Raw genomic sequence first — 13,358 nt, forward strand, 5'->3', positions numbered from 1 at the left:
TGACGACACGGTCGTACGCCAGCGGGGCGGCCTTCTACTTCCGTTGGTGCCGGGCGACGGGGCGGCGGTGGGAAGAGGCCGCCGCGGACATGGGGTTGTTCATGGTGTGGCTGCGCTACTCGCCGAGTCGCCTGGGCGCCGAGAACCCGACGGTTGTATGGGGTCCGGGGACGAAGCCGGTACGGGGCGAGCGTCGGGTGAACGGGGTGCTGGCCGCGGTACGCGGCTTGCTGTCGTACGCGGTGTCGGTGGGCGTGGCCCCGCGGTCGGTGCTGGGGCAGCTGTACGAGCTGGCGGACAGCCGGGATCTGCCGGAGGAGGCAAAGGGCGAGGAGACGGGTCTGTACTACCGGTTGCGGGCCCGCCATCGGTTGCAGGAGCCGCAGGCGGAGGTCGACCGGGCCCTGGACGAGGAACTGGTGGCGATGTTCCTGGCGTGCCGCAGTGCCCGGGACCGGCTGGTGGTTCTCCTGCACTCCCGGGTGGGGCTGCGGCGGGGGCAGGTGGCGGGGCTGCGCCGCAGCGACTGCCATCTGCTGCCGGACTCGCGGGCGCTGGGCTGTGACGTGGAGGGCGCGCACGTGCATGTGCGGCGCCGGGCCAACGCGAACCGAGCGTGGTCGAAGTCGAAGCGGGCGTGGGTGCAGCCGCTGGACTTCCTGGTGGTGCAGGGCTTCGACCAGTACGTCGACGAGCGCCTGGAGCAGCTGGGGGCCGGGGGCAGCGACTTCCTGCTTGTGAACCTGTTCCGCGAGCCGCTCGGGGCGCCGATGTCTCCGGCGGCGATGGGCGAGCTGTTCGGTCGTCTGTCGAAGCGGGCGAAGCTGGGGCGGAAGGTCGGGCCGCACATGGCCCGTCGGGCGTTCGGAAGCAACGTCGCGGATGCCGGTGGGAGTTGGGATGAGGTGCAGATGCTGCTGGGGCAGGAGCACCCCGGCTCGGTTGCGCCCTATGTGATCCCGGACCGCAGCCGGGTTCGGGAAGCGGTCGAGCGGGTCCCCTCGCCGCGCGAGCTGTCCGGGCGGGGTGAAGGATGACTGCGCCGATGCTGTTCGCCGCGGAGCCGAGCGCGGTTGAGGATCTGCGGACCCGGCAGATCGTGGACGCCCTGGATCCTGAGTTCCTGCGGCTCGTTGGGTGGGACTGGCACCTGCGGGTGATCTTTTTTCCCAAGGACCATCCGGTGCTGGGCATGCCGGACTGCTGCGTGAAGGGCTGCACCAGGGGCGTGAGGTTCGGCCGTCCGATGTGCATGGGCTGCGAGCGGACCTGGAAGGACTCGGGCCTGTCCGTGGAGGCCTTCGCCCAGATCGCCAAGCCGCGGATGCTGGGCATGCGGCAGGTGATGTGCCGGGTGCCGCGCTGCGGACGGCCGGCAAAGTCGGCCCAGGTGTCGCTGTGCGATCCGCACCACCGCCAGCGGGTGGACACCCTGAAGCTGAACATGGAGGACTTCCTCGACCACCCCGCGGTCATCCCACGCGCGAGCACGGGGCAGTGCGAGGTGGAGGTCTGCTACCGACTGCGCGACTACGACACCTCGCGCTACTGCCAGGCACACTCCCTGCGGCTGAAGTACGCACGCAAGCGCGGTGAGGTGAGCGACGAGGAAGTGTGGCGGCGCACGACCTCGGCCGTCAACGCCGACCGGGAGCTGTGTCTGCGGGGCCTTGCGGACCGGGTTGTTGCGGAGGTCCTCTACGGGCTGCAGGCCCGCACCGAGGCAGGCGTTAGGACGTGGGACCACTTCCTTCGGCCGCTGTGCGACCGGCTGCGACAGATGCAGACGCCAACCCTGGAGGTGCTGGCCGACCCGGACGTGTTCGCCACGCTCTCGCACGTGAAGTCCACGCGCGGCGTGGTGCGCACGATGCTGATGTGGCTGGACCGGCTCGGGGCGACGCCGGAGTCGGAGCGCCGCAAGGATGTGTGGGATCTGAAGATCTTCACGGGGCAGACAGGCACGCTGGACTTCACCCGGATCTCGCAGCCGGCGCTGCGCGAGGCGGTGAAGCACTGGGCGTACGACGACCTCCCCCGACGGCGGGGCAAGCGGCCGGGCAGCGCGGTCCAGCCGTACGTGACGGCCATGAACCTGCTCTCGGAGAGCCTGCGCCTGCAACGCGAGGACGGCGGCATCCATCCGCCGGACCTGCGCCGCCGGGACATCGTCGCCTTCTGCAACCGGCTCGCGTTCCTGACCGAGACCGGCACGATCACCGCTCACACGCGCAGCAAGGCCGTACGCAACGTCGCGCTGGTGCTGACTCGCATCCGCACCCTGGGTCTGACACATCCGGGCCAGCCGATGGCGGGCCTGCCGACCGACTTCCGCCTCCAGCGGGAAGACACCCCGGACGAGCCCGAGGACACCGAGGCCGGCAAAGACCTGCCCGACGCGGTGATGCGCCAGCTGTGCGACCACCTCGATGAGCTGGAGCAGCTCATCAGCCGCGAAGTCCGCGTGGGCACCGAACTGCTCATGGACACCGGCCGGCGCCCCGAAGAGATCCGCGACCTGCCCCTCGACTGCCTGGGGCACGACCCCGACGGCTCACTGGTCCTGGTCTACGACAACCACAAGTCCTACCGAAAGGGGCGGCGGCTGCCAATCGGCAAGGCCACCGCGGGCGTCATCACCACCCAGCAGCAGCGGGTGCGCGAGATGTTCCCGGACACTCCCGTCGGCGAGTTGAAGCTGCTGCCCAGCATGCGCGCCAACCCGCACGGCACCAAGGCGATCCACTCGATCGGCGAAGGACACCGCACCTGGGTCGACGCGCTGCCTGACTTCCTGGTCCCCACGACCGTGGAGGAGAACGGGCAGGCAGTCACCCGGATGCTGCCCTTCGACAAGAGCCGGATCTTCCCGTACGCCTACCGACACAGCTACGCCCAGCGGCACGCGGATGCCGGGGTGGCCCCGGACTTCCTCAAGGAGCTGATGGACCACTCCGATCTCAAAACCACCCAAAACTACTACCGGGTCAGCCAGGAACGGCGGCGCGACGCCGTGGACCGGGTGGTTGCCCTGCAGTTCGACCGCAGCGGCACCCGCGTGTGGCGCAAGGCCCAGTCGCTCCTGGACTCCGAGCACGTACGGCGGGCGATCGGGGAAGTCAGCGTTCCCTACGGTGTCTGCCAGGAGCCCTCGAACGTCGCGGCCGGCGGACAGAGCTGCCCTATCCGCTTCCGCTGCGTGGGCTGTGACCACTTCCGCACCGATGTGTCCTACCTGCCCGACCTCCAGGCGTACCTGGCTGACCTGCTGCGCAGCCGGGAGCGGCTGATGTCGGCGTTCGCCGCCGACGACTGGGCGCGCAGCGAGGCGATGCCCTCCCAGGAGGAGATCCGCCGGGTGCGCCGGCTGATCGAGCGCGTCAAAGCCGATCTCGGTGACCTCACCACCGAGGAACAGGCCCAGATCGGCGAGGCCGTCGCCGTCGTACGCCGCAGCCGGAGCGTGATGCTCGGCATGCCCCGCATCGGCCAGCCCCTGCCCGACGTCCACACCACGAGGACCGCATGAGCACCGCCATGGCAGACGGCCGCCGCGCGGACGGCGAACGCCGCCGACAGCGCGTGAAGAGCGCCATCCAGCACGCCGCCCAGGACGGCACCGCGATCAGCGTGAGCGGCATCGCCCGGCAGGCCGGCGTCGACCGAACCTTCCTCTACCGCCACCGCGACCTGCTCGCCCTAATCCACGCCGCCGAACTCCAGCCGTCCGCATCGGACCCCGCGGCCGGGCCCCCGGTCAGCCTGGCCTCGCTCCAAGCTGACCTCGCCAACGCGCACGCCCGCAACACCCGGCTCACCGCCCAGACCCGGCGTCTGGAGCGCCGGCTCTCCGAGCTGATGGGTGAGCAGGCGTGGCGGGAATCGGGACTCGGTGCCCCCGCCGACCAGGAAGAGCTTCAGCGTCAGGTTGCCCGACTGGAGCAAGAGAACACCGAGCTGTTGGCACGCCTGGAGGAAAGAGACGCGGAGTTGGAGGCTGCCCGCGCGGCCAACCGCGAACTGACCCGGGCCCTGAACCAGAAAGGAACCGCGGACCGATAGGCAAGACTGCCAGGGCGGCAGTCCGGGGATGCGTGCGACCGTGGCGCGGTCCGTCAATTCTCCGACGTGACCGCAAACATCACCGGCGCCGACTACGTCATCGACGACGGCGCAGTCAAGGCGCTCTGACCTCGAAGCGTGCCCGACGGAAACAGGAGGAGGCTGCTGACCTCACGGACCGGTGCGGAAGCCGAGCACCGTCACAGCTCCGGATGACGCTTCCACCAGTCCGTTGCCCTTTCATAGCGCGCCGCGACCGACACCATTCGCGCGTCGGCGTAGAGCGGGGCGACGATCTGGAGGCCGACGGGCAATCCTTCAGCGGTGAATCCGCAGGGCAGCGACATGGCGGGCAGTCCGGCGTGACTCGGCGACTCGGTCATGCGGTGAAGATTGATCCCTGGGTGAGGGACATCGTGCCCGTCCACCCGCGCGGGGCCCCCGGTGTCTCCGACGTGCGGGAAGGCGGGGACCGGCGTTGTGGGGCAGACCAGCACGTCGGCATGCTCGAAGACGCCGGCATAGGCCTCATAGATGCGGGTCTTGGTCTCCCGCAGCGCGGAGCTGACCCGGGCGGCTGGGAGGGACCTGGCGCGGGCGACGATGTCCTCGATCAGCGGCCAGATTTCCAGGCCCTGCGCACGCATCTCGTCGGCCACCATGACGTACTCCGGACCCCAGTAGTCGATGAAGTACTCAAGAGGGTCCGGGAGTTCGATCGCCGTTTCCTCCACCACCGCACCGGCGGCCCGCAGATCGTCCAGCGCGGCGGTGAAGACCTTGCGGGTCTCCGGGTCGACCGGCCCCAGCCCGAAGTCGACACTCGCCGCCACCCGGACACCCGTGAGGTCACCCTCCGCCCTCGCCACCTCGGCGTAACACTCACCGGTGGCCGGGAGGGCGAAGCGGTCACGCGGATGCGGACCCACGGTGGCGTCGAGCAAGAGGGCCGCGTCCACCACCCGGCGGGTGAGCGGCCCCTCCGTCGTGTCCGGGTCGGTGTTGCCCGCGTGCGGAATTCGTCCGACGGACGGCTTGATGCCCACTGCTCCGCACAGTGAGGCCGGGACGCGGATGGACCCTCCGCCGTCGGAGCCCCAGGCCAGGGGGCCGATTCCGGCCACGGTGGCGGCCGCGGCCCCGCCGCTGGACCCGCCGGCCGCGCGAGCGGGGTCCCACGGGGTGCCGGTCGTGCCGGTGAGCTTGCTTTCCGTGACGCCCAGCAGTCCGAACTCGGGCGTGGTCGTCTTCCCCAGCAGGATGGTCCCGGCCGCCTTGAGCCTGGCCCAGGCCAGCGCATCCTCCGACGGCACGTGATCGCGGTAGGCCACGCACCCGTAGGTCGTGCGCACCCCGGCGGTGTCGGTCAGGTCCTTGACGGTGATCGGCACCCCGTACAGCGGTGGCAGGTCGTCGCGCGCCGCGAAGCGCCTCTCGGCCTCCCGGGCCTGCTCACGGGCGGTGTCCGCGGTGACCGTGACCATCGTGTTCAGGACACCGTCCACCTGCTCGATGCGTGCCAGCGCTGCGTCCACCGCCTCGACCGGTGAGACGTCCCGGCTGCGATAAAGCCGGCCGAGCTCATCGGCGCTGAGCCACAGAATCCGGTCGTCCACCATGATGCGCCTCCTCAAGAACGTTGTGCAACGGTTGATATATGAACGCCCGGCCGCGTCGGCGTCAAGGGTCGTCTCTGGCGAAAGTTACGAGCGGGAAAACCCGGAGATTGCGCATTGCCTGTTGTACATCACTCGCTATACATTCGCCGTCAACTGGCTCGAAAGCGGCCACAGGCTGCGACGAAGGGGCGACCCGATGGCTACACGACACATCCAGAGAACCGCGGTGCTCAGCCTCATACTGGCCGCGGCCACGCTGACGGCGTGTTCCGGCGCCACGTCGGGCGGGCAGAAGCCGGTATCCGCCGACGACCTGGTCGCCTCGCTTCCGCCGGCGAAGGGGGACGTGGACCGGATCACCTGGAACCTCACAGGTGGCGAGCCGGACACGCTGGACCCGGCCAACGCGGTGACCACACAGAGCGGTCAGGTGGTCCGCAACCTCTGCGACTCCTTGCTCACTCTGGACGCGAACTTCAACCTCAAGCCCAATCTGGCCAGTGTCCGGCAGGAGACGCCGACAAAGCTCGTGCTCACGATCCACCGGAACACCAAGTTCTGGGACGGGTCCACGGTCACCGCGGAGGACGTCGCCTACAGCCTGCGGTGGTCGGCCGATCCGTCGAAGGTCACCAGTTTTCTCTTCGCCAACGTCGACTCGATCAAGGCGACCGCCGCCGACAAGGTGACCGTCGCGTTCAAACGGCCGGACGAGATGTTCACCAGCGAACTGGCCAACGTCGTGGTGCTGAAGAAGACGTTCGCCGAGAAGGCCGGTGCCAAGCTCGGTACCCCGGCCGGCGGCCTGATGTGCAGCGGGCCGTTCAAACTCGACAAGTGGACCAGCGGCGACAGCATCACGATGAGCCGCAACGACGCCTACTGGAACCCCGACCGGCGCCCCTTCGCCAAGTCGGTGAAGTTCACTTTCGTCACCGACGCCACCGCCCTCGCCCAGTCGCTCAGCGCCGGCGAGATCGACGGCGCGTACGAGTTGTCCGCCTCCTCGGTGCCGGCCCTGCAGAAGTCCAAGAAGGGCCGGCTGGTTTTCGGCCTGTCCTCCCAGTCGATGAACATCTACGTCAGCCGCCCGGACGGCGTGATGGCCGACGCCGACCTGCGCGCCGCCCTCCAGCGAATGATCGACCGCCAGGGCCTCGCGAGGGCGCTGTACCACGGGGCCGCCACCCCCATGTACACCATGATCGCCCCCGCAGCCTGGCCGACCGCCCAGCGCGCGGAGTACGAGAAGGCGTACAAGTCCTTCGAGACCTCGCGCTCCTTCGACATGGACGCGGCGAAGAAGCTGGTCAAGGCCTCCTCCTACAAGGGCCAGGAGATTGTCCTGGCGATCGCCGCCGGCGACGACGCGCAGTCACGCATCGCACAGCTGCTGCAGCAGCAGGGCCGCGAAGCCGGCCTCACCATCAAGATCCAGAGCATGCAGCCGCTGGTCTACGCACAGGCCGGCTACGACGCCACCAAGCGCAAGGGCGTCGATCTGTACCTGTCGTCCAACTTCAGCGCCGCCCCTGACCCGCTGGAGACCATCGGCTTCCTGTATCTGCCCCAGCAGACCTACAACTACGTCGACTACGACGACCCGAAGGTCACCAAGCTCTTCGACACGGCACGCAGCACCTTCGACGGAGCGAGCCGAGCCAAGACGATCGTCGAGATGCAGGCGGTGTACGAGAAGGCGAACACGGTGATCCCGCTTGTCTCGACGAACACCACGACCTTCCTCAACGACCGGCTCACCGGGGCGATCACCTCGTTCGCCTACTGGTCCATGCCGCAGATGGCCTACGTCGGCGCTGCGAAGAAGTAGGAGCGACGACATGTCCGTGTCCACCTCCACATCCGCGGCCGGTGGCCGGGCCAAGGTCCGTGTCCCGGGCCTGGCCGTGACGATGACCTACGTGGCGGGGCCCCTCGCCACGATCGTCTGCGCCTCCTTCCTCCTGTTCGCCCTCCTGGCCCTGGCTCCCGGCGACCCGGTGGCCCAACTGCTGGGCCCGCATGCCTCGGACGCCGCGCGCGCCGCGATGCGGAGCAGGCTCGGTCTGGACGACCCGCTGCCGGTGCGCTACTGGCACTGGCTGACCGGCGCCCTGCACGGAGACCTCGGCACGTCACTGACGTACCGGCAGCCGGTCTCCGACCTGCTGGCGCCCCGCCTGCTCACCACGTTCCTGCTGGTGGGCATGTCCGCGGTCCTCATCCTGCTCGCGGGCCTGTTCCTCGGGGGCATCGGCGGGACGAGCCCGCGGTGGCGCCCGCTGGTCAACGCCCTGACCGGGCTGGGCATCGCGGTGCCCGCCTTCGTCGCCACGACCATCCTGATCGGGGTCTTCGCGGTGAACCTCGGCTGGTTCCCCACCAGCGGCGCGGGCAGCGGCTTCACCGACCGGCTCTGGCACCTCACACTCCCGGCGGTCGCCCTGTCCATCGGATACGCCGCCTACCTGGCCCAGTTGACCTCCAGCGCGATCGGTGAGGAGGCGGAGGGTGAGCATGTGCTGACCGGCCGGGGCCGGGGACTGCCCCGCGCCTGGCTCTTCCGGCGGCACATCTTGCGCAACGCGGCCCTGCCGATCCTGACCGCTTCCGGCCTGACCGTGGCCGGACTGGTGGCCGGCTCGGTGGTGGTGGAGCCCGCCTTCGGTATCGACGGCATCGGCTCGCTGCTGATCAAGAGCGTCTCCGCCAAGGACTATCCCGTGGTGACCGCGGTGAGCGCGCTGATCGTCACGGTCTTCGTCGTCGTCACCACGCTGCTGGACGCCGGTCAGCACCTCCTCGACCCCCGCCTGCGGAAAGGACGCTGACCCCATGGCGACACTCACAGCCCCTCTCCGCCTGCGCAGCACGGAGCCCAGGCGCTACGGCGATCCGCTGCTCCTGATCTCGGCGGCACTGGCCGTCGGCTTGGTGGTCCTGGCGGTGATCGGCCCCTGGATCGCTCCCTACGACCCGGCCGCCACCGACATCCTCGCCGCGAGCCAAGGCCCCAGCGGCGCACACCCGTTCGGCACCGACTCACTCGGCCGTGACATCTTCTCCCGGGCCCTGACCGGCGCCCGGCTGAGCTTCGCGGGCCCGGGGATCATCGTGCTGGGCAGTGCCGGCCTCGGCACGCTGCTGGCGCTTGCGGCCGCCTGGTACGGCGGCTGGATCGACCGGCTGCTGAACCGGGCGCTGACCCTGTTGTTCGCGATTCCCGGCGTGCTGGTGGCCGTCGTCGCCGCGGCCGTCTTCGGCTCCGGCTTCTGGGCTCCGGTCCTGGCCCTGACACTCGTCTACACGCCCTATGTAGCCCGGGTGGTGCGCAGTGTCGCGGTACGGCAGCGCCAACTGCCGTACATCGAAGCCCTGGCACTGGCCGGACTGTCGACCTGGCGGATCTGCGCACGGCATCTGCTGCCCAATGTGACGCCGATCGTGCTGGCGCAGGCAACCATCGGCTTCGGGTCGGCCCTCGTGGACTTCGGCGCGGTGTCGTTCCTGGGGCTCGGCATCCAGCCGCCCGAGGCGGAGTGGGGGCTGATGGTGGCCGACGGCCGGTCCGAGGTGCTGGACGGCGCCGTGCAGCAGAGCCTGGCGGCGGGCCTGTGCATCGTGATCACCGTGGTGGCGTTCAACGTGCTGGGCGAACGCCTCACCCAGCGGTTCGGAGGGAAGCGATGAACACCGTGGTCCACAAGGAGCCGATGAACACCGCTCCACTGCTGGAACTGCGGGGCGTCGGCATCACGGCCGGGGGCCGCCGCGACCGGCGCACGCTGGTCCGCGACGTGGACCTGACCGTCAAGGCCGGCGAGACCGTGGGCCTGGTCGGCGAATCAGGCTCGGGCAAGTCGATGCTGGTCAAGTCCGCCATGCGGCTGCTGCCCCGGCATGCCGTAACGTCCGGGCGGATCGACTTCGAGGGGCGTTCGGTGCTCGGGTTCTCCCGCCGCGAGCTCGCCGCCTACCGGTCCAAGGACGTCGCGCTGATCCACCAGGATCCACGCGCCCACACCAACCCGCTGCGCACGGTGGGCGACTTCCTGGTCGAGGGGGTCGTGGCGGCCAAGCTCCTCGCCCCGCGCGACGCCCGTGACCGCGCCTGCGCACTCATGGCGAGCGTCGGCATCACCGACCCCGAGCACCGTCTGACCCAGTACCCGCACCAGCTCTCCGGCGGACTGCTGCAACGCATGATGATCGTCGCAGCGCTGCTGCCCGCCCCCAAGCTGGTCTTCGCGGACGAGCCCACCACGGCCCTGGACGTGACCGTGCAGTCGGAGGTGATGGCGATCCTCCAGGAGCAGATCCGGGAGCAGAACCTCGGTCTGCTGTTCATCTCCCACGACCTGGACCTGGCCGCCGCCGTGACCGACTCCCTGGCCGTGATGTACGCGGGCACGATCGTCGAACGGGGGGCCACCGCGGAGGTCCACTCCCGTCCGCTGCATCCCTACACGGCCGGACTGCTCGCCTGCCGGCCCAGCGCCACGGCCGTGACGCGGCTGCAACCGATCCCCGGCCGTCCGGTCTCGGCGTACGAGGTGGGCCCGGGCTGCGCGTTCGCCGCGCGATGTCGCTTCGCCACCGAGGAATGCCGGACGGACCGGCCTCAACTGCGCACTGTGGAGGACCGGTTGGTCGCCTGTCATCGAGTGGAACAGATCGGCGCCGAGCTCCCCCAGGCGGTGCGCTCATGACCAGGACCGTCACGCCTCCCGCCCTCGTCGTGGAGGGTCTGCGCAAAGAGTTTCCCGCCCGGTCCCGGGACGGCAAGGCGGTCGTCGCCGTCGACGACGTCAGCTTCACCCTGGAACGCGGTGGCTCGCTGGCCGTCGTGGGCGAGTCCGGCTCCGGCAAATCCACGACCGCGCGCATCGTTGCCGGCCTGGACGCGGCCACCGCGGGGACGGTCACCGTCACCGGCAGCCGCGGAAAGGCCGTACGCCCCGTGCAGATGGTGTTCCAGGACCCCTTCGCCTCCCTGGATCCCCGCCAGCGCATCGGCGCGGGCCTGACCGAACTCCTGCGCGTGCGCATCGGGCTCGGGCGCACCGCCGCCCGGGAACGGGCGGTGGGCCTGCTGGCCGAAGTCGGCCTCGACGAGCAGCATGCAGCGCGACTCCCGCGCGACCTGTCCGGCGGGCAGCGGCAACGTGTGGCGATCGCCCGGGCGTTGGCCCTGCAACCGGAGATCCTGATCCTCGACGAAGCCGTCGCCGCACTCGATGTCAGCGTGCAGGCGCAGGTGCTGAACCTGCTCTGCGACATCCGCGAACGCACCACGGTGGCTTTCTTGTTCGTCTCCCACGACCTGGCGGTGGTACGGCAGGTGACCGACCACTGCCTGGTCATGCGGCACGGCCGCGTCGTCGAACAGGGCCGTACCGCCGAAGTACTCAACCACCCCCAAGACCCCTACACCCAGGCACTGCTGGACGCGGTACCCAGGCCCGGCTGGCAACCCCGGCGACGCTCCGCCTGAGCACGCCGCCCGCCGATGCCCGGGCGGACCCACACCCTCGTAATAAAGCAGTCGATACACAAAGGAGCCGATCATGGGCATCCTCTCCACCGAGGGAGCCACCACCCTGACCGCCCCCCACCCCTCCCAGGCACCGGCCCTGCTGGGCGGGACGTTCATCACGCCCTGGTTCGTCGTCGACGACGACCGCACGAAGGACTTCGAGAAGGCGTCGTACCACGACGAGTACCCGCACACCTATGGCGGCGAGGACGGATACGGCGAGGACCTGGTGGAGGGCTTCCACCTGCTCAGCCTGCTCGACGTGCTGTGCAACCACTCCCTGTGGTGCGAGGGCCCGTGGATCGCCTGGAACTACGGCCTCGACAACGTGCGCTTCGTCTCCGTGGTCCGCACCACCGACCCCTTCCGCGTGCACGGCCACGTCCGCGAGGTCATCGACCGCGGAGACCAGGGCCACCTCCTTGTCACCGACCTGCGCGCCGAGGTCAGGGGCCGGGAGCGGCCCGGATTCGTCGCGACACTGCGCGCCCTTTGGTCCACCTTCTGACCGCCGTAGAAAGGCATTGAACATGGAACTCACCGCACACCAGCAGCATCTGCTCGACAAGACCATCCCTGAAGCACTGGACTACGCCGCGGAGCAATGGCCAGACAACCTCGCACTCACGCACATCGAGGGCGGAGGCCCCACGCTGACGTGGGCGGAACTGCGCGAGCGGATCAGCCGGGTGCGCACCGGCCTCGAACGTCTCGGCGTGACGCCCGGTGACAAGGTCGGCATCATGCTGGGCAACCAGGTGGAGTTCCCGCTGGCCTGGCTCGCGGTCATCGAGGCGGGCGCGGTCGCCGTGCCGATGAACCCCAAGTACACGCCCCGGGAGATCGACTTCGTGCTGAGCGACGCGGGCGGGCGCTGGCTCGTGGCCGGTGCCGGGGTCGTGACCGGCAACTTGGCCGAGGGCCGCGTCGGCCCGGTACCCGCCGAACGGATTGTCGCCGTGGGCGAACCCGTCGCCGGTACGCAGGACTTCACCTCCCTGACCTCGCAGGCTCCGACGCCGCGTACCCACCGACCCGATCCCGGGGACGTGGTCAACATCCAGTTCACCTCCGGCACCACCGGACTGCCCAAGGGATGCCTGCTCACCCACACCTACTGGGTCCACATCGGCGTCTACGCCGCGGCGATCGGCGACGCACAGCGGATCCTCGCGGACCACCCCTTCTACTACATGCAGAACCAGGCCTACCTGATGATGGCGCTCAGCAACGGTGGGGGCCTGTACGTCACGCCGGGGCTGAGCCGGCGCAAGTTCATGAACTGGCTCGTCGACCACCAGATCGACATGGCGTGGATCGACGAGGGCATGCTCGACTTCCCAGAGAGCGAGGCCGACCGTCAACTGGCCCTGAAGAAGGCACCGGTGTCCGCTCTGCCGCCCACCCTGCACGAGCCGCTGGAACGGCGCTTCGGCCTGCGGGCGCGCGAGGTGTACGGCAGCACGGAGGTCGGCAACGGCACCTACGTCCCGTACGAACGCACCGACACCGTCGGCACCGGCTCCATGGGCTGGTGCTTCCCCCAGCGCGAAACGAAGATCATCGACCGCAACGGCGACGAGGTCGAGCCCGGCCGCCCCGGCGAACTGTGCTTCCGGGGCCCCGGCATGATGCTCGGCTACCACAACCGCCCGGAGACCAACGCCGAACTCTTCCTGCCCGGCGGCTGGTTCCGCACCGGCGACATCGTCCGCAAGGACGCCGACGGACAGCACTACTACGAAGGCCGCTCCCGCGACATGATCCGCCGCAGCGGGGAGAACATCGCCGCCGCCGAGGTCGAACTGCAGATCATGGCCCTGCCCGAGGTGGCCGAGGTCGGCGTCATACCGGTCCCCGACCCGCAGCGCGACGAGGAGGTCAAGGCGGTCGTCGTGCTCAAGCCGGGGGCGACCCTGACCGCCCAGGAGATCGAGGCCTGGTGCCTTCAGGGGCTCGCCCGCTTCAAGGTGCCCCGCTATGTCGAGTTCCGCGACCACCTGCCGCACACCTCCAGCGGCAAGATCGCCAAGGCGGAGCTCCGTGCCGAACCGCCCAGTGACCGCATCGTGGACCTGCGTGCCTCCTGAGGCAGAGCAGCGGACCGACCGGACGCCGGCCGGTCCGGCCGCTCATTCCCT

11 protein-coding genes are annotated in these 13,358 nt (G+C 69.6%); 10 read left to right on the plus strand and 1 reads right to left on the minus strand.

What is annotated here, in order from left to right; translation table 11 throughout:
- The first annotated feature begins 89 nt into the window (after positions 1 to 89).
- The 3 genes from CRP56_RS44530 to CRP56_RS44540 are packed head-to-tail and all read left to right on the plus strand — an operon-like array spanning position 90 to position 4,062.
- Positions 90 to 1,037 carry a tyrosine-type recombinase/integrase gene (locus CRP56_RS44530; protein ID WP_257042306.1) on the plus strand — a complete coding sequence of 316 codons (948 nt, stop codon included), beginning with the start codon at positions 90 to 92 and terminating at the stop codon, positions 1,035 to 1,037.
- Positions 1,034 to 3,529, plus strand: a complete 2,496-nt coding sequence (locus CRP56_RS48095; RefSeq protein WP_218878129.1) for a tyrosine-type recombinase/integrase — start codon at positions 1,034 to 1,036, stop codon at positions 3,527 to 3,529. Before CRP56_RS44530 ends, CRP56_RS48095 begins: the two co-directional genes overlap by 4 nt.
- A complete protein-coding gene (locus CRP56_RS44540; protein ID WP_179851390.1) occupies positions 3,526 to 4,062 on the plus strand; it encodes a DUF6262 family protein in 537 nt (178 codons plus the stop codon). The genes CRP56_RS48095 and CRP56_RS44540 overlap by 4 nt, the downstream gene beginning before the upstream one ends.
- Positions 4,063 to 4,262: 200 nt before the next feature.
- Here the strand turns inward: CRP56_RS44540 and CRP56_RS44545 are convergent, their stop codons facing one another.
- Positions 4,263 to 5,681, minus strand: coding sequence for an amidase (locus CRP56_RS44545; RefSeq protein WP_097275617.1), 1,419 nt, complete (start codon positions 5,679 to 5,681; stop codon positions 4,263 to 4,265).
- A 196-nt stretch (positions 5,682 to 5,877) separates the two neighbouring features.
- Between CRP56_RS44545 and CRP56_RS44550 the strand changes: the two genes are divergently transcribed.
- The 7 genes from CRP56_RS44550 (at position 5,878) to CRP56_RS44580 (ending at position 13,307) form a co-directional block, all read left to right on the plus strand.
- The gene (locus tag CRP56_RS44550) at positions 5,878 to 7,512 is read left to right on the plus strand and encodes an ABC transporter substrate-binding protein (protein ID WP_257042307.1); all 1,635 of its coding nucleotides are present in this window, start codon (positions 5,878 to 5,880) and stop codon (positions 7,510 to 7,512) included.
- A 10-nt stretch (positions 7,513 to 7,522) separates the two neighbouring features.
- On the plus strand, positions 7,523 to 8,512 hold the full coding sequence (locus CRP56_RS44555) for an ABC transporter permease (protein ID WP_257042308.1): 990 nt from the start codon (positions 7,523 to 7,525) through the stop codon (positions 8,510 to 8,512).
- Positions 8,513 to 8,516: 4 nt separating this feature from the next.
- Complete coding sequence (locus CRP56_RS44560; RefSeq protein WP_257042309.1) at positions 8,517 to 9,371, plus strand: ABC transporter permease; 855 nt, start codon at positions 8,517 to 8,519, stop codon at positions 9,369 to 9,371.
- The gene (locus CRP56_RS44565; protein WP_257042311.1) at positions 9,368 to 10,390 is read left to right on the plus strand and encodes an ABC transporter ATP-binding protein; all 1,023 of its coding nucleotides are present in this window, start codon (positions 9,368 to 9,370) and stop codon (positions 10,388 to 10,390) included. The genes CRP56_RS44560 and CRP56_RS44565 overlap by 4 nt, the downstream gene beginning before the upstream one ends.
- Positions 10,387 to 11,175 carry an ATP-binding cassette domain-containing protein gene (locus tag CRP56_RS44570; protein ID WP_097275619.1) on the plus strand — a complete coding sequence of 263 codons (789 nt, stop codon included), beginning with the start codon at positions 10,387 to 10,389 and terminating at the stop codon, positions 11,173 to 11,175. The genes CRP56_RS44565 and CRP56_RS44570 overlap by 4 nt, the downstream gene beginning before the upstream one ends.
- Positions 11,176 to 11,248: 73 nt before the next feature.
- Entirely contained in the window at positions 11,249 to 11,725 is a 477-nt protein-coding gene (locus CRP56_RS44575; protein ID WP_097275620.1) for a hypothetical protein, read from the plus strand.
- Positions 11,726 to 11,747: 22 nt separating this feature from the next.
- The gene (locus tag CRP56_RS44580) at positions 11,748 to 13,307 is read left to right on the plus strand and encodes a class I adenylate-forming enzyme family protein (RefSeq protein WP_097275621.1); all 1,560 of its coding nucleotides are present in this window, start codon (positions 11,748 to 11,750) and stop codon (positions 13,305 to 13,307) included.
- The last annotated feature ends 51 nt before the right edge of the window (positions 13,308 to 13,358 follow it).

This window comes from Streptomyces sp. TLI_55, assembly GCF_900206255.1.
In the GTDB taxonomy this organism is placed as follows: domain Bacteria; phylum Actinomycetota; class Actinomycetes; order Streptomycetales; family Streptomycetaceae; genus Streptomyces; species Streptomyces aquilus.